Below are 16,059 nucleotides of genomic sequence, written 5' to 3' on the forward strand. Positions count from 1 at the left end.
CCCTTATGACCGGCGACCGTCGACACTGCCGGCCGAGAGCAGGTAGGTGAGCACGTCGGTGACCGTGACCACGGCATGGCTGCCATTGGCACGATCGACCAATGCCAACTGAGTGCCAGCGGCCTTCATCGCACCGAACGCGTGGACGACGGTCATGCTTGCCGGCAGCGCCTCGACCGGGCGCGCCAGCTCGGTAACGGAAGCTCCCTCATCGAGGCTGAGGACATCGCGGACGTGGACCACGTGGGTCGGCGGCTGCCCTCCCGTGGTGTGCACGAGGATGCGCCGGTGACGATCGCGATGTGAAGCTCTTCGCACCTCCCCCGCCGTCGCTCCCGGTCCGACAGCAGTCGGCTTCTCACGTTCGGCTACGAGCTCGCCGAGGCTGAGCTGAGTGAGTTCGAGAGCACCGAGCAGCGCGTCCGAGGACTCCTGCTCAAGGGTGCCGGCCTGTGCCGAATGCCGCAGCAGCTCCCGCAGATCGTCCGAGGTGTGGCCCTGATCGACCTCGTCAACAGGTTCGACGCCGACGATCCGCAGGCAGGCGTTGGCCGCGTTGTTGAGCACCTGGAGCAGAGGACGAGTGAGGAACATGAATGCCCGCATCGGCAGGGCGAGCATGATCGCAGACCGTTCTGGGTGCGCGACAGCCCACGACTTCGGTGCCATTTCACCGACGACGAGGTGGAGGAAAGTGACGATGATGAGCGCAAGAACAAAGCCGGTGAGGTCAGCGATCCAGAGTGGCAGGCCCACAGCCTCGGCGACCGGGGTGATCCAGTGATGAACCGCAGGTTTCGTGATTGCGCCCAACGCCAGGGTGCACGCTGTGATGCCCAACTGAGAACCGGCGAGGAGGACGGAGAGCTCGGTGGAGCTGCGCAGCGCGGCACGGGCCGAACGGCTGTCGGCCGCCGCGTCTTCCAGCCGGTGGCGTTTGGCGGCGATGAGGGCGAACTCGACGGCGACAAAGAAGGCGCTGAGGCCGATGATGAGAATGGTCAGGGTGACGATGACCCAAGGGTTGCTCATCGCTGAACCTCGATTCCGATTCGCAGCAAGGAGGGCACGTGGGAGGCCACCTCGAGGACATCGACGGTGAGCAGGACGGGACTCGGCGACTCGGTGTCTGCGAGTTCGGCGGGGTCGATCGGCAAGGAGATCTCGATTCGATCGCCGACGGCGGGGAAGCCCTTGGCATGTTCGATGACGAGACCCGAAAGCGTATGCGCCGACGTAGCCGGCAGTTCGCGTTGCAGAGTCCGTTCCAGCTCGTCGAGGGGGATCGCCCCGGGAGCCGTCCAGGTGCCGTCATCAGCGGAGACGATCTCCTCGATCGCATCATCGTGTTCGTCGACGATGTCACCGACAAGCTCCTCGCCGAGGTCCTCCACCGTAATGATGCCGGAGAAGCCGCCGTACTCATCGACGACGCAGCCCATCTGGGCCCGACCTTCGGTCAGAGTGCGCACGGCGTCGGGAAGCGGCAGAGACTCGGGAACGAAGACCGGTGCCTTGAGGAGCCGGCGCAGCTCGTCATCATCGGCGGCGGAGAGAACGTCGAGGAGATCGATCGTGCCCACAACCTCCTCGGCTGCGTTGAGCACCGGGTACCGGGAATGACCGGTCTGCATGAGGGTTCGCACCTGGTGAAGCGATGTGTCCTCGCTGATGACATCGACGCGTGAACGGGGCACAGTGGCGTGGGAGACGCTCTGCTGTGGGAAGTCGAGGATGCGGTCGAGGATGAGGGAATCCTCGTCGACGAGATCTCCGCTCTGGCGGGAGTCGGCGACGATGTGCTTGAGATCGCGACGAGTCGCGGAGTGGTCGACATCGTGGACGGGTTCGATCCCGAGGACCTTCAGCAGAGCGTTCGATGCCTTGTCGAAGATCGTGATGAGCCAGCCGAAGACGGCGAGGTAGATCGCAGTCGACCGCGCCAGCCAGATTGCCAGCGGCTCGGGGCGGGCGATCGCGAGGTTCTTCGGGAAAAGTTCGCCGAAGACCATCTGGATGATCGTCGCCACGACCAGGGCGAGCACGGTGCCGATGGCAATTGCGGTGCCTGTGGGGATCGATGTCCCGCCGAGGGCCTCGCCGACGGCCGTGCCGATAAGGGGCTCGGCGACATAGCCGACCAGCAGCCCGGTGACCGTGATGCCCAGCTGGGCGCCAGAGAGCATGAAGGAGGTGCGGCGAGTGATCGATTGGGCGCGCTCGGCGGCTTTGTCACCGGCGGCTGACCGGGCGGCAAGTCGCGAACGGTCGACGGCCATATAGGCGAATTCCTGAGCCACGAAGTAGCCGGTGGCCACTGTGATGAGGAGGACGACGAGCAGGCCGATGAGGAGCGAGAGAACCCAGGTCAACGACGTTCACCTGCCCGCGCGGGGTGTTGCAAAGAATTGATACTGCCAATGATGTCCCAGCCGGGACTTCGATAGTCGTCCATGGTCCTTCCGGAAGTCTGCATGTAGGCGGCTGACTACGATTATCCAGGTGAAAGCTGGCAACGCGCTGTGGGTAGGCGTTGCGAAGGGCAGGCGGTCTCCGCAACGCTTCCATGACCACTGAACACTTTTGGTGCAGGGGACCAGTCCGCAAACTGTCCACCTGCACCAAAAGTGATCGATCTTCCTCGGACCCTACGGCCTCGGGCGCTACGACCCCACGAACGCCGTCGCGAAGAACGGCACGAAGGTCACCAGCATCAACGCCGCCAGCAGCACCAGCGCGCTCGGGATGGCGGCCTTGGCCACGCTCATCACACTCATGCCCGACATGCCGGAGGCCACGAACAGGTTGAGTCCCAGCGGCGGCGTGATCATGCCGATCTCCAGGTTCATCACGACGATGATTCCGAAGTGGATCGGGTCGATGCCGAGCTCCATCGCGATCGGCAGCAGGATCGGGGCGAGGATGAGGATCGCCGAGGACGTCTCCATCACGCAGCCCACGAACAGCAGCAGGATGTTGACGAGGATGAGGAACTGCCAGGGCTGCAGGTCCCAATTTGTGATCGTCTCCGAGATCGACCCTGGGATCCGCTCACTGGCGAGGACGAAGGTGAAGAGGATGCCGTTGGCGATGATGAACATGACCATCGCGGAGGTCTTCACCGATGACAGCGTGACTTCCCACAGCTGCGAGATTTTGATCTCGCGGTAGATGAGCAGGGACACCACCAGGGAGTAGGCGACCGCGACGGCCGCCGCCTCGGTGGGGGTGAACCAGCCGGAGTAGATTCCACCGAGGACCAGGAACGGCAGTGCCAGGGCCAGGATCGCATCCCGGAAGGCCTTGAGCTTGTCCGCGGTGGAGAGTTTGAAGCCGGCTCCGGCGTGGCCGTAGCCCTTCTTCCAGGCCACGAATACGGCCATGCCCAGCAGCATGACGCCGGCGAGGACGCCCGGCAAGATGCCGGCGAGGAACAGGTCACCGATGTTCTGCTCGGTGGCGATGCCGAAGACGATGAGCGGGATCGATGGTGGGATGAGGATGCCCAAGGACCCCGAGGTGGCCACGAGTCCCGTGGAGAATTCCTTCGGGTATCCGTTCTTGATCATGGCCGGGATCATCAGTGCACCGACGGCCACAACCGTGGCAGGTGAGGAACCGGAGACCGCGGCGAAGAACATGCACGCGAGCACCGTGGTGATCGCCATGCCGCCGCGCAGGTGGCCGACCATGGCGGCACCGAAGTCGGTCAGTCGCCGCGAGATTCCACCGCGGGACATGATGTTGGCCGCGAGGATGAAGAACGGTATCGCCATCAGCGGGAACGAGTTCAAGGCGTTGAAGAGCCGTTCCGAGACCTGGGTCATCGGGATGAGTGTGAAGTAGTAGAAGTAGACGAGGCTGGTCAAGCCCAGGGCCACCGCAATGGGCGCCGAGGTGACGAGCAGCAGAATGAGGACTGCAATGAGAACGAATGTTGCTTCGAGCATCAGCGATCCCCTTCCTTCGTGTCGTCGTCATCGCCGAGGCTGTCGTCCCCGGTCGTACGGTTGTTCGGCGTCGTGGACGGATCGTCATCGATGGCGACATCCTTCACGTCGATGCCGACGGCTGCGGCCTCTTCGGCGAACACGTCCTTGTCGAGTGCCTCCGGTGGTGTCTTCACCGCACGGATGAGCATTTCGGCGGCGCGGATGAAGAACAGCGTCATGCCGATCGCCAGCGAGAGTTCGACGACCCACAGCGGCAGCTTGAGCGCCGGAGTGATCGTCGTCCGCGAGAATGGTTCGCTGATCAGAGCCCAGGACAGGTAGGCGATGAAGCCTGCGTAGATGAGGGTCATCATGCCGCCGAGGACGACGAAGAATTTCTTCTTCTTGCCCTTGAGCAGTGTCGGCATGATGTCCACGGCCACGTGTTCGTTGTGGCGCAGGGTCACGACCGCTCCGAAGAAGGTCGAGCAGATGATGAGGTAGATGATGGCCTCTTCGGACCAGAAGAGCACGTCTCCTGTGATGTTGCGCAGGAGCACGGCGAAGACCGCGAGTGCTGTGGCGCCGATGAGACTGGCGCCGGCCAGGAAGTTCTCGACCCGGCTCAGATATTTGTCGAAGGTCTTCATCGTCACTCACGTTCCTTGTCACGTCGCAGGAGCTCGTCGACGACCTCTGGTCCGATGACATCGCTGTACTTCTCGTACTCGGAAGGCACGACCATGTCCTTGAACGACTGACGCTCCTCCTTCGTGGGCACCACGATCTTCGTGCCCCCGGACTCCTCAATGAGCCGCTTGGATTCCGCGTTGACCTTCTGTGCTTCCTTGCGGTTGAACTCGGAGGCCTCATCGGCAGATTCGTCGACGACGGCCTGCAGGTCATCGGGCAGTTCGTCATACCAGCGCTTGTTCACGGTGAGGATGTAGCCGATGTAGCCGTGGTTGAGCTCGGTGACGTACTTCTGGACGGTGTGCATCTTCTGCGACTCGATGTTCGAGTACGTGTTCTCACCACCGTCGATGAGCCCCTGCTGGAGACCGTTGTAGACCTCGGCGAAGGCCAAGGGAGAGGGAATTCCACCCCAGGTCTCGAACTGAGTGCGCAGCACATCGGAGGGCTGGATGCGGTACTTCTTGCCCTTCATATCGTCAGGGTTCAGCGTCGCATTGTTCGAATGGATCTGCTTCATGCCCGAATCCCATAGGCCCAGGACCTTCAACCCATTGGCCTCGAGGTCGGGGTTGGCGTAGATGGCCTTGCCAATCTCGGTGTCGGGGCTGACGATCTCCGGGATCTCATCCGGGTGATCGAAGATGAACGGCAGGTCGAGGACCTGCAGACTCGGCGCGATCGTCGTGAACTTCGCGCTCGCCGGGGCGAGCATCTGCACGGCGTTGGACTGCAGCGCCTGCATCTCGTCCTTGTCGCCGTAGAGTTCCGAGTTCGGGAACACCTCGACCTGGATGCGACCATCGGACTTCTCTTCGATCTGCTTCGCGAAGAAGTCGGCGGCCAGTCCCTTCGGCGTACTTGTCGAAGTCACATGGGCGAAGCGCAGTTCGAACTTCTCCTGCTTGCCGCTGCGCGCGGGATTGCACCCGCTCAGGGCCAGCAGGCAGATCGACAGGCAGGCAACCAGCGGTTTCCACCTGGGTCGTCGTATCGACGTCATCGTCAGCTCCAGTAATCGAGACCAGTGTCATGTCAGTCTCCGAAGCGACGAGAGCAGACATCGCAGTTTGCTGCACCCATGCACGGCAACGTGCCTTGGTCGTGTGGTGGGTCACCTTCGGAGCCAAACCATTTGAGCTTAGACGAGACTCTGACATTTTCCAATATTATCTGTCAAAGAATGCATTATTTCTTGAGATGTGGGAATCCATCGCTGATGTGAGGAGGATCCTCGGGGTTTTCGGGCGCACTGTCCTCTGGGTGGAGGGTGTCCTATTGGCTGCCGCGCGTGGTTCAGTGGATTGCTGCAGCGATCACCGAGTCGAATCCAGCGGAAAGCGACACCGTGACTGAGGCTGACTCGCCGAGGTAGCCGTTGACCATCGCTCCATCGCGCAGGATCATGAGTTGCCGAGCCGTCATATCGGCATCCGCGACCTTCGCCTCGGCAGCAATGTTGGCGAACTCTTCGAGCATCCACTGTCGGTGCTCATTGATGACCGCGCGGACCGGATCTTCGGGATCTGCGAACTCTGCTGCGGCGTTGATGAACGCGCAGCCGCGAAATCCTGGGCTGCAGCTAGCCTTGCCGACACCTGAGGCGATCGCCCGCAAGGAGCCCTGGGCGTCGCCAACCTGACGCATCGAAGTGAACCATGCGCGTTCTCCGTCCGCCTGCTGCTGCAGGTAGGCGACGACGAGGTCGCTCTTCGTGGGGAAGTGGCGGTAGAAGGTGACCTTCGTGATGCCCACCTGCGCAATGACACGATCGGCGCTCGTCCCGCGGATTCCGTGTGCGTAGAACAGTTCGTTCGCGGCCTGAAGTATGCGATCACGAGTGGCGGGGCCCGACCTGGTCTGGGTACCTGCTGACGTCTTCTGCGGCATGAGATCTCTCCGAATTTTCCTGAACTGCTTGCGCTGGGTATACGAAGTAGTCTACATTATTGAAGTAGACGAACTAGTAACTCTACATAGTTCGCACCGCTGCACCGCCACCGCATCCTCAACCACCACCAGAAGGAGACACCGCATGTCCGCCACGCTCTACACCACCACCGCCACCTCGACCGGGGAGGGCCGCGCCGGAGGCCGTGCAGTCACCGACGATGGACTGCTCGACCTGACCCTGGCCATACCCAAGTCGATGGGCGGCCCCGGTGGCGCGACCAACCCCGAGCAGCTCTTCGCCGCCGGCTGGGCATCGTGCTTCCACTCAGGCCTGAAGATGGTCGCAGCACAACAGAAGACACCTGTCACCGACTCCACCGTCACGGCAGATGTCTGGATCACGAAGACCGATGAAGGCGGACTCGCCCTCAACGCAGCGATCCGCGTGCACATCGGAGGCGGCATCACCCAGGAGGCCGCCGAGGCGCTCGTCGCCGCAGCTCACCAGGTGTGCCCCTACTCGGTTGCCACCCGCGGCAACCTCCCCGTTGACCTCACCACAACCGTCGCCTGAGCGACCTCACGAATACACCAGGAGCAGAACAATGACTACGCAACCCGCCACATCGCCATCCACCTCCGATCACCCCACCTCCGAGCAATCAGCCACCGCGCTGACGTACGGCCGTACGCTTCGCAAGCTGTACTTCATCCGCTTCATCTTCGCCGCCGTGTGGGTGGGCATCATGTTCGCGACCGCTGCGAAGATAACCGAACCGAGCCCACTGCTGACGGTCCTCCTCGTCATCTACCCCATCTTCGACGCCGGTGCGGTGCTATGGCAGCTGCGCGCAGACCCTGATAAGCAACGCTCGGAAGTCGCCGAGTGGCTCAACGTTGTTATCAGCGTCGCCATCGCAATTGCCCTCGGCATCTCATCCTCGATCGCGATCCCCGCAGCTCTGGCGGTCTGGGGCGTGTGGGCCATCGTCGTCGGCATCCCACAGTTGATCACAGCGATCCGCAACCGCCGCAACGGCGGCCAAGTGGCACAGATGCTCTCGGGCGGCATCTCCGTGTTCGCCGGTGCAGGCTTCCTGCTTCAGGGGCTCCAGGGCAACGGAATGATTTCAGGCGCGGCCGGATATGCAGGCCTCGGCGCGATCTTCTTCCTCGTCTCGGCCGTCCGCCTGAACTCGAAGTTGAAGAAGCAGAGTGCCTGAGTTTCGGGCAGAACATTACGGTCGACCACGACCTGACCGTGATCGTCGGTGAGGTGGGTGTCGGCGGTTCAGTCCGTGTCGAAGTCGAAGGGGTCGGAGACCGGTGCTCCCGTGGTTGATTCGGCCAGGCGCAGGAATCCATTGGTGATGTGATCGCCGAGGTGGGTCGCCGCTGCGTCCGGATCGATGCGTTTGACGGCGTCGACGATGGCCTGGTGTTCGCTGTGGACCTGGTTGAGTCGGTCCGAGCTGTCGAGGGTGAGATCCCAGGGGAAGGCCCGCCACCGGGTTGCGATGTCATCGCGCAGGGCGGGCAGTCCGCACCGATCGTAGAAGAAGAAGTGGAATTCCTCGTTGCGGGTGTTGCGGCCCATGGCGTCGCCCTCTTCGCTGGCGGAATCCAGGGCTTCGAGGAGCTTCTCGGCCTGGCGCAGCTCGTGGCGGGAGATGCGTGTCGTGGCACGGGCGATGGCGAAGGTCTCGGTCAGCTTCCGGGTGATGAAGAGGGATTTGAGGCGGTCGATGTCGACACCGGCCACGCGGACACCGCGGTGAGCCTCTGAGGAGACGAGGCCTTCGGATTCGAGGATGCGCAGGGCCTCGCGGACGGGAGTGATTGAGGCCTTGAACCATTCGGCGACCTCGTCCTGACGCAGTCGCTCACCGCGTTCGAGTTCGCGTCCGAGGATCTTCCGACGCAAGCCCAGGACGATCTTGTCCCGCTTCGTCGATGCTGATTCCTGATCCACTCCACAGCCTTCCGTCGCCGCTCGTTGTCCCTCGTCAATTGTCTTCGCTTCGTGAAGTGTATCCCGCTGCAAGGTTTCAGCATGAATAATGCATGATTCAGACAATGATGTATTCTGTCGGGGAAAGCTTATGAAATCTTGTTGTGGAGGCCCCTTGCACGCTGAACTTCCGTTGTCCGGGATCACCGTCATCAGCTGCGAGCAGGCCGTGGCGGCACCGTTTGCCTCTCGGCAGCTCGCCGACCTGGGTGCACGCGTGATCAAGATCGAGCGCCCCGGAACCGGAGACTTCGCCCGCGGCTACGACACCACCGTCAACGGCATGTCGAGTCACTTCGTGTGGATCAACCGCAACAAGGAGAGCCTGAGCCTCGACCTCAAAAACCCTGAAGGCAAAGCAATACTGAAGGACCTCATCGCCGAGGCCGATGTGTTCATCCAGAACTTCGCCCCCGGAGCTGCCGAGCGCTTGGGTTTCGGTGCCGAAGAGCTGCGCGGCATGAACGAGCGACTCATCTATGCCTCCATCTCCGGATACGGACCAGACGGGCCGTACAAGGATGCCAAGGCATACGATGCACTTGTGCAGGCCGAAGCAGGTTTGGTCTCCGTGACAGGGACCGAGGACCATCCCGCGAAGACGGGAATCTCAACGGCGGACATCTCGGCCGGCATGTACACCTATTCCGGAATCCTGACCGCACTGTTCAACCGCGAACGGACCGGACAGGGAGCCACACTCCAGATCAGCCTCTTCGACTCCCTCGTCGAATGGATGGGCTACCCCCTCTATTTCACCAAGGGCGGCGGCACTCGCCCCACCAGAGCCGGAACCTCCCACGCGGCCATCGCACCCTACGGGGCCTTCACCTGCGGCGACGGCACCCAGATCATGCTCGCGATCCAGAACGAACGCGAATGGAAGAGCTTCGCAACCCAGGTCCTGGGCCGCGAAGACATGGTCACCGACGAACGCTTCGACCGGGCCGCCCACCGCTACGCCCACCGCGACGAACTGCAGACCATCATCGAGTCGGTCTTCGCTGACCTCACCGGTGAACGGTGCGATGAACTCCTTAAAACCGCCAAGGTTGCACACTCGAGGCAGCGGGACATGACCGAGATCGCCGAACATCCTCAACTGGTCGAACGTGACCGCTGGCAGGACGTCGGATCCCCGGTCGGACCGATCTCGATGCTGCTGCCCCCGGTTGAGATGTCCGGGGTCGAACCACGGATGGACCCGATTCCCGACGTCGGGGAACATACGGACACCATCCTCGGCGATCTGGGATTCAGCCCGGAGAAGGTCGCCGAACTCCATCGTGAAGGAGCCATCTGATCACCATGGCCGATCAATCTGCACCCGCAACGCCTGCCGTCGCCTACACTCCGCTGCTGCCCACGCACGGTGATGGCCCGGCCATGCGGCAACTCGACATCGGCGGAGTCGAAACGGTGCACGCCGAGGTGGCCGGCCAGTCGAGGTCATTTCTGCAGGTGGCGCCCTCGACGCTCACCGACCTCGCCGAGGTTGCGTTCAAAGAGGTCTCCCACTACCTACGCACCGATCACCTGGCCAGTCTGCGTGCGATCATCGACGACCCGGAAGCCAGCGCCAACGACGTCTTCGTCGCCCTCGACCTGCTGCAGAACGCCTCGGTCTCCGCCGGGGAGATCTTGCCCATGTGTCAGGACACAGGCACCGCGATCGTCTCCGCAAAACGCGGACCCAATGTGCTCACCGATGGTGACGACGCCAAACATCTCTCAGCCGGAATCCACCGGGCCTATGAGGAACTCAACCTCCGCTACTCCCAGCTGGCCCCGGTCAGTCTCTTCGAGGAGAAGAACACCGGAACGAACCTGCCGGCCCAGATCGAGGTGGGCTTGAGCCCGGACGATGACTACGAACTGCTTTTTATGGCCAAGGGTGGTGGAAGTGCGAACAAGTCCTTCCTCTACCAGGAGACGAAGGCCGTGCTCAACGAGGACTCGATGCTCGAATTCCTCGCCGAGAAGATCTCTACCCTGGGCACCGCGGCCTGCCCGCCCTACCACCTCGCCGTGGTCATCGGCGGACCCTCGGCGGAGTTCACGCTCAAGACCGCGAAGCTCGCCAGCGCCCACTACCTCGACGATCTGCCCACCACCGGTGACGCGACACTTGGCCACGGGTTCCGCGACACGAACTTCGAAGACACGGTGTTCAAACTCACCCAGACACTCGGATTCGGCGCCCAATTCGGCGGCAAGTACTTCTGCCACGACGTACGCGTCGTCAGGCTGCCCCGCCACAACGGGTCACTGCCGATCGCGATTGCCGTCAGCTGCTCGGCCGATCGGCAGATCATCGCCCGCATCAACTCAGACGGCGTCTTCATCGAGGAACTCGAACACGATCCCGCACGGTTCCTGCCCTCCATGGGTCGGGTCGAAGAGATCGAATCAGGCAACGTCACCGAGGTAGACCTCGACTGTCCCATGCCGCAGCTCCAGTCCCAGCTGAGCCAGCTGGCAGTCGGCGACAGACTCTCGCTGACGGGCACCGTGATCGTCGCCCGCGACATCGTCCACGCCAACCTGCGACAGCGCCTCAACGAGGGCGGGCAGCTTCCCGACTACTTCAAGGATCACCCGATCTACTACGCGGGACCGGCGAAGACACCCGAGGGAATGCCCTCGGGATCCTTCGGCCCGACCACCGCCTCACGGATGGACACCTACGTCCGGCAGTTCCAGCAAGCCGGCGGATCGATGATCATGCTCGCCAAGGGCAACCGCTCCAAACAGGTCAAAGACTCCTGCGCGGAATTCGGTGGCTTCTACTTAGGCTCCATCGGCGGCCCCGCGGCCCGTCTGGCCCAGGACTGCATCACCTCCGTCGAGGTCCTCGACATGGAAGACCTCGGCATGGAAGCCGTCTGGCGAATCACAGTCGAGGACTTCCCGGCCTTCATCATCACCGACGACAAGGGCCACGACTTCTTCGACACCACCGGACCCGAGACCACGATCGGACTCGGACGCACACGCACAGCCAAGGACGGCGCCCGCCTGGACTGAACCAGGCACGGGCCACCACGAACACGGCCACGCCGGGCCACCTCGGCGTGGCATTGAGAAAAATTTTCAGTATCAGAGGATAAGGAATTCGACATGGCAGTCAGCACCGAAGAGCAGATGATGATCGACACGGTCGCCGAGTTCATCGACCACGACGTCAAACCCCACGTCAACCGGGTCGAGCACGCCGACGAATACCCGGAGAAGTGGATCCAGACCATGAAGGACATGGGCATCTACGGTCTCGCGATCGACGAGCCCTGGGGCCCGGGCAAGGTCTCGACCGAGGCCTACGCGCTCATCACGCAGGAACTGGCCCGCGGGTGGATGTCCCTGGCCGGCGCCATGGGCGGGCACACCGTCGTGGCCAAGCTCATCGCCGAATTCGGCACGAGCGAGCAGAAGGATCAGTACCTGCCGCGCATGGCCACCGGTGAGCTGCGCGCGACCATGGCCCTGACCGAACCCGGCGGCGGCTCCGACCTGCAGGCCATGCGCACCGTCGCGGCCAAGGACGGCGAGGACTACGTCATCAACGGGTCGAAGACCTGGATCACCAACGCCCGCAAATCCGACCTCATCGCCCTGCTGGTCAAGACCGACCCGAGCGCTGAACCACGCCACAAGGGAATCTCGATCATCCTCGTCGAAAAAGGCGAGGGCTTCACCGTGTCGAAGAACCTCTCGAAGCTCGGCTACAAGGGTGTCGAGACCTGCGAACTCGTGTTCGAGAACCTGCGCCAGCCACAGTCCCAGCTGCTCGGCTCGGTCGAAGGCGTCGGCTTCAAGCAGATGATGAAGGGCCTGGAGATCGGACGCATCCAGGTGGCCTCCCGCTCACTCGGCGTGGCCCAGGCAGCGTTGAACGATGCGGTGAAGTACTCGCAGGAACGCGAGTCCATGGGCAAGCCCATCTGGAAGCACCAGGCCGTGGGCAACCAGCTGGCGAAGATGGCCACGAAGCTCGAAGCCGCCCGGCAGCTCGTCCTCCACACCGCCAGGACCTATGACTCGGGTGATCGCGTGGACATGGAGGCCGGCATGGCCAAGTACTACGCCTCAGAGATGGCCGCCGAGGTGGCCCTTGACGCTATCCGTGTCCATGGCGGCTACGGATACTCCACCGAATACGACGTCGAACGCTACTACCGGGACGCGCCGCTGATGATCGTCGGCGAGGGCACCAACGAAATCCAGCTCGGCGTCATCGCCAAGCAGCTCATCGGCCGCAACAAGGCCTGAAGGGATCCGCAATGACGCATAAGCCCAGGCCACGCCCGAACACACCGCACTTCATGACCGAGGAACGGCTCGAGATCCAGGCACTCGCCCGCGAGTTCGCCCGCGACGTCGTCCTACCACTCGCCAACGAGCTTGATCCCGTTGAGGGACAGTTCCCGGATTGGTTCGTGCGTCAGATGGCGGACATGGGATTCTTCGGGATCCTCATCCCCGAAGAATATGGGGGCCTTGGACTTGGCGTCTTCGAGTACTGCCTCGTCGCTGAGGAACTTTCCAGAGCGTGGATGAGTGTCGGTGGTCTCTTGGCTCGTGGCAACGGGATGGGTGGTGGATTCTCACCTGAACAGGAAGCTAGGCTGCTGCCGAAGGTCGCCACCGGCGAATACCTCGGCGCCTTCGCCCTCTCTGAGGCAGAAGCTGGTTCAGATGTAGCGAACATTCGCTGCAAAGCCACCCGCGCTGAGGACGGTGGCTGGGTCATCAATGGCACGAAGATGTGGTGCACGTTCGCCGACCAGGCCGACTACATCATCCTCTTCGCCCGCACCTCGACCGACGAGAACAAGCGCCACCGGGGGATCTCGGCATTCCTCGTCGAGAAGGAACGCGGTGAGTTCCCCGAAGGTATGTCCGGGACTGCTGTGAAGAAGATCGGGTACTTCGGGTGGAAAACCTGGGATCTCAACTTCGACGACTTCCACTTGCCTGCTGAGGCATTGCTGGGCGAGGAAGATCGCGGCTTCTACCAAGCAGTGTCGGGGCTTGAGGTCGGGCGTGCACACACTGCGGCCCGCTCGATCGGGTTGGCGCAGGCTGCGTTGGAGGATTCGATTGCGTATCTCAAGCAGCGGGTCCAGTTTGGTCATCCGCTCGCGGATTTCCAGCATCTGCGGTTCAAGGTTGCTGACATGGCGGCTCAGATCGAGGCGTCCAGGGCGTTGATGTATCACGTGTGCACGCAGATCGATTCTGGTGCACGCTGTGACAAGGAAGCCGCGATGGTGAAGTACCTGGCGGCTGAGATGGCGGAGAAGGTCACCTCGGAGGCCGTGCAGATCCACGGTGGTGCCGGATATACGAAGGACTTCGCGGTGGAACGTCATTGGCGTGATGCCAGGTTGACGAAGATCTTCGAAGGCTCCTCGGAGATTCAGATGCGTATCATTTCCGATGAACTGTTAGGACGTTGAGATGACTGAGAACAACCTGCAGGACTGGGTCGGCCGATCCAGCACCGAAGAAGACATTGCCGACGGCGTCAACGCGGCTCGACTGGCCACGCTGCTTGAGCAGGAGCCACAGGATGGCTCCGGACCGCAGCGCCTGTTCCCCGTTGGGCACTGGCTGCAGTTCGCCGAGGACGATGTGCCGATGAGCGAGCTCGGGACCGACGGACACGCGAAGCTCGGCGGATTCATGCCGCCGGTCAGCTTGCCCAGGCGTATGTGGGCCGGCAGCCAGCTCGAGTTCCACGCACCAATCGTCGCTGGACAGAAGCTGTCACGGACGACGACCATCGAATCGATCACCGAGAAGACCGGCGGCAGCGGCCGGCTGTGCTTCGTCATCCTTCGCCACGAAGTCTCCGCCGATGGAAACCTCGCGACCACGGACCGACACACGATCGTCTACCGGGAAGCCACCTCGGCGCCCGAAGGATCCACAGCGGCACCACCACGGGCAGACTCCCCGGCACCGGAGGGGTGGGACTGGGCGCGATCGGTGCGACCCAACGAGGTCATGCTCTTCCGGTACTCGGGGCTGACGTTCAACTCCCACCGCATCCACTACGACCACCCATATGTGACGGGTGTCGAAGGCTACCCGGGACTCGTCACCCACGGCCCGCTGACGGCCACGCTGCTGCTCGACGCGTTCATGAAGAACCACCCCGAGGCCACCGTCGCCACCTACGACTTCCGGGCGAAGTCACCCCTGTTCGCGAACGAGCAGATCCACCTCGTCGGTCGCAGCACCGGAGCGAACACCCACGAACTCGAAGCGATCGGACCTGACGGCAAGACCGCGATCGCGGCAACAGTGACGACCACGGAAAACTGAGGAGAACACATGTCTGAAACTCGCCCAGCACCATTGGCCGGACTGAAAGTCGTCGAAATCTCTGCGTTTGTCGCAGCACCACTGGGCGCGATGACCCTGGCTCAGCTGGGCGCCGACGTCATCCGCATCGACCCTATCGGCGGCAACATCGACGCCAACCGGTGGCCGATCAGCGACGACGGCACTAGCATCTACTGGGCCAGCCTCAACAAGGGCAAACGCTCTGTCACCCTCGACCTCAAATCCGAAGAGGGCCAGAAGATAGCCACCGACCTCATCGCCGAGGCGGGCACCCTGGTCACGAACCTGCCCGCCCGCGGATGGCTCTCGTACGAGAATCTTGTGCAGCACCGTGAGGATCTCGTGATGCTGCGGCTCAACGGATCCCACGATGGGAAGCCTGCGGTGGACTACACGATCAACGCGGCCAGCGGATTCCCCATCATCACCGGCGACGACGAGCGTCCCGTGAACAATGCCATCCCGGCCTGGGACGTCATCGCCGGCCTCTATATCGCCAATGGCATCACCGCGGCTGAGCTTGATCGCCGGACCTCGGGGAAGGGCCAGGAGATCAACTTGGCCCTGTCCGATGCGATGCTCGCAACCGTCGGCAACCTCGGCTACATCGCAGAGGTGCAGTCGACGGGTAAGACTCGTGGACCGCTGGGCAATGGTCTCTATGGTGCTTACGGTCAGTCGTTCAAGACCTCTGATGGGCGCGAGATCATGGTCGCAGTCATCTCGAACAAGCACTGGCGGGGGCTGGGCACCGCGACGGGGCTAAGCGATAAGTTGGCGATGATTGGGCCGATGCTCGACGTCGATCTGTCGACCGAGGGCGGGCGGTTCGAGGCGCGGGAAGCTATCGACGCCGTAGTACGTCCGTGGTTTGCTGCGCACACTGCCGCCGAGGCTGCTGCCGCGTTGAGCGGAGCGGGTGTGCTGCAGGGGGAGTTCCAGACCTTCGAGGAGTTGGTGAATAACGATCCGTGGTGTTCGCTGGAGAATCCGCTGTTCAGCGAGATCGATCAACCGGGGGTCGGAACTGTGATTGCTCCGAGGGTGCCGTTGGCGTTCTCGGGGTCACCTGCGGGTGCGGCGGTTCCTGCTCCACAGTTGGGCGGAGATACTGAGAGTGTGTTGGCAGATGTGCTTGGGCTCGGCGACCGATGAGGTCGCCGGGCTGAAATCGATCGT

At 62.6% G+C, this 16,059-nt stretch carries 15 protein-coding genes; 8 read left to right on the top strand and 7 right to left on the bottom strand.

Annotation, left to right across the window (positions count from 1 at the left end; all coding sequences use genetic code 11):
* Window positions 1-3 precede the first annotated feature (3 nt).
* The 6 genes from LQ788_RS01650 to LQ788_RS01675 all read right to left on the bottom strand — a co-directional run bounded on the left by LQ788_RS01650 (window position 4) and on the right by LQ788_RS01675 (window position 6,515).
* Window positions 4-1,032: a CNNM domain-containing protein gene (locus LQ788_RS01650; protein WP_231444642.1), complete on the bottom strand. Its 1,029-nt coding sequence runs from the start codon at window positions 1,030-1,032 to the stop codon at window positions 4-6.
* The gene (locus LQ788_RS01655; protein WP_231444644.1) at window positions 1,029-2,372 is read right to left on the bottom strand and encodes a hemolysin family protein; all 1,344 of its coding nucleotides are present in this window, start codon (window positions 2,370-2,372) and stop codon (window positions 1,029-1,031) included. The genes LQ788_RS01650 and LQ788_RS01655 overlap by 4 nt, the downstream gene beginning before the upstream one ends.
* A 291-nt stretch (window positions 2,373-2,663) precedes the next feature.
* Window positions 2,664-3,950 carry a TRAP transporter large permease gene (locus tag LQ788_RS01660; protein ID WP_231444646.1) on the bottom strand — a complete coding sequence of 429 codons (1,287 nt, stop codon included), beginning with the start codon at window positions 3,948-3,950 and terminating at the stop codon, window positions 2,664-2,666.
* Complete coding sequence (locus LQ788_RS01665) at window positions 3,950-4,582, bottom strand: TRAP transporter small permease (protein WP_231447526.1); 633 nt, start codon at window positions 4,580-4,582, stop codon at window positions 3,950-3,952. The genes LQ788_RS01660 and LQ788_RS01665 overlap by 1 nt, the downstream gene beginning before the upstream one ends.
* A 2-nt stretch (window positions 4,583-4,584) precedes the next feature.
* On the bottom strand, window positions 4,585-5,628 hold the full coding sequence (locus tag LQ788_RS01670; protein ID WP_231444648.1) for a TRAP transporter substrate-binding protein: 1,044 nt from the start codon (window positions 5,626-5,628) through the stop codon (window positions 4,585-4,587).
* A gap of 293 nt (window positions 5,629-5,921) precedes the next feature.
* On the bottom strand, window positions 5,922-6,515 hold the full coding sequence (locus LQ788_RS01675; RefSeq protein ID WP_231444650.1) for a TetR/AcrR family transcriptional regulator: 594 nt from the start codon (window positions 6,513-6,515) through the stop codon (window positions 5,922-5,924).
* Window positions 6,516-6,660: 145 nt separating this feature from the next.
* Here LQ788_RS01675 and LQ788_RS01680 point away from each other — a divergent pair, with 145 nt between their 5' ends.
* Both LQ788_RS01680 and LQ788_RS01685 read left to right on the top strand, forming a co-directional pair.
* Window positions 6,661-7,092, top strand: coding sequence for an Ohr family peroxiredoxin (locus LQ788_RS01680; RefSeq protein WP_231444652.1), 432 nt, complete (start codon window positions 6,661-6,663; stop codon window positions 7,090-7,092).
* A gap of 31 nt (window positions 7,093-7,123) precedes the next feature.
* Window positions 7,124-7,741, top strand: coding sequence for a hypothetical protein (locus LQ788_RS01685; RefSeq protein WP_231444654.1), 618 nt, complete (start codon window positions 7,124-7,126; stop codon window positions 7,739-7,741).
* 68 nt (window positions 7,742-7,809) lie between these two features.
* On the opposite strand, the gene LQ788_RS01690 is transcribed toward LQ788_RS01685, so the two are convergent.
* Window positions 7,810-8,490, bottom strand: coding sequence for a GntR family transcriptional regulator (locus tag LQ788_RS01690; RefSeq protein ID WP_231444656.1), 681 nt, complete (start codon window positions 8,488-8,490; stop codon window positions 7,810-7,812).
* Between the two features lie 154 nt (window positions 8,491-8,644).
* Here LQ788_RS01690 and LQ788_RS01695 point away from each other — a divergent pair, with 154 nt between their 5' ends.
* From LQ788_RS01695 to LQ788_RS01720, 6 genes are all read left to right on the top strand, one after another.
* Window positions 8,645-9,832 (top strand): CaiB/BaiF CoA transferase family protein, encoded by a 1,188-nt coding sequence (locus LQ788_RS01695; protein WP_231444658.1) that lies wholly within the window; start codon window positions 8,645-8,647, stop codon window positions 9,830-9,832.
* A gap of 5 nt (window positions 9,833-9,837) precedes the next feature.
* Complete coding sequence (locus LQ788_RS01700) at window positions 9,838-11,556, top strand: FumA C-terminus/TtdB family hydratase beta subunit (protein WP_231444660.1); 1,719 nt, start codon at window positions 9,838-9,840, stop codon at window positions 11,554-11,556.
* Window positions 11,557-11,649: 93 nt separating this feature from the next.
* The gene (locus LQ788_RS01705) at window positions 11,650-12,798 is read left to right on the top strand and encodes an acyl-CoA dehydrogenase family protein (RefSeq protein ID WP_231444662.1); all 1,149 of its coding nucleotides are present in this window, start codon (window positions 11,650-11,652) and stop codon (window positions 12,796-12,798) included.
* 11 nt (window positions 12,799-12,809) lie between these two features.
* A complete protein-coding gene (locus tag LQ788_RS01710; protein ID WP_231444664.1) occupies window positions 12,810-13,988 on the top strand; it encodes an acyl-CoA dehydrogenase family protein in 1,179 nt (392 codons plus the stop codon).
* A 1-nt stretch (window position 13,989) separates the two neighbouring features.
* Window positions 13,990-14,859, top strand: a complete 870-nt coding sequence (locus LQ788_RS01715; protein WP_231444666.1) for an FAS1-like dehydratase domain-containing protein — start codon at window positions 13,990-13,992, stop codon at window positions 14,857-14,859.
* 9 nt (window positions 14,860-14,868) lie between these two features.
* Window positions 14,869-16,035, top strand: a complete 1,167-nt coding sequence (locus LQ788_RS01720; protein WP_231444668.1) for a CoA transferase — start codon at window positions 14,869-14,871, stop codon at window positions 16,033-16,035.
* The last annotated feature ends 24 nt before the right edge of the window (window positions 16,036-16,059 follow it).

The organism is Brevibacterium zhoupengii (assembly GCF_021117425.1).
GTDB classification, from domain to species: Bacteria; Actinomycetota; Actinomycetes; order Actinomycetales; family Brevibacteriaceae; genus Brevibacterium; species Brevibacterium zhoupengii.

What these genes read in the sequence shown, in the direction of transcription:
- LQ788_RS01685 (WP_231444654.1), top strand. Translation starts at nt 7,124, where the DNA reads ATGACTACGCAACCCGCCACATCGCCATCCACCTCCGATCACCCCACC.
- LQ788_RS01680 (WP_231444652.1), top strand. Translation starts at nt 6,661, where the DNA reads ATGTCCGCCACGCTCTACACCACCACCGCCACCTCGACCGGGGAGGGC.
- LQ788_RS01670 (WP_231444648.1), bottom strand. Translation starts at nt 5,628, where the DNA reads ATGACGTCGATACGACGACCCAGGTGGAAACCGCTGGTTGCCTGCCTG.
- LQ788_RS01720 (WP_231444668.1), top strand. Translation starts at nt 14,869, where the DNA reads ATGTCTGAAACTCGCCCAGCACCATTGGCCGGACTGAAAGTCGTCGAA.
- LQ788_RS01665 (WP_231447526.1), bottom strand. Translation starts at nt 4,582, where the DNA reads ATGAAGACCTTCGACAAATATCTGAGCCGGGTCGAGAACTTCCTGGCC.
- LQ788_RS01660 (WP_231444646.1), bottom strand. Translation starts at nt 3,950, where the DNA reads ATGCTCGAAGCAACATTCGTTCTCATTGCAGTCCTCATTCTGCTGCTC.
- LQ788_RS01700 (WP_231444660.1), top strand. Translation starts at nt 9,838, where the DNA reads ATGGCCGATCAATCTGCACCCGCAACGCCTGCCGTCGCCTACACTCCG.
- LQ788_RS01705 (WP_231444662.1), top strand. Translation starts at nt 11,650, where the DNA reads ATGGCAGTCAGCACCGAAGAGCAGATGATGATCGACACGGTCGCCGAG.
- LQ788_RS01675 (WP_231444650.1), bottom strand. Translation starts at nt 6,515, where the DNA reads ATGCCGCAGAAGACGTCAGCAGGTACCCAGACCAGGTCGGGCCCCGCC.
- LQ788_RS01710 (WP_231444664.1), top strand. Translation starts at nt 12,810, where the DNA reads ATGACGCATAAGCCCAGGCCACGCCCGAACACACCGCACTTCATGACC.
- LQ788_RS01715 (WP_231444666.1), top strand. Translation starts at nt 13,990, where the DNA reads ATGACTGAGAACAACCTGCAGGACTGGGTCGGCCGATCCAGCACCGAA.
- LQ788_RS01650 (WP_231444642.1), bottom strand. Translation starts at nt 1,032, where the DNA reads ATGAGCAACCCTTGGGTCATCGTCACCCTGACCATTCTCATCATCGGC.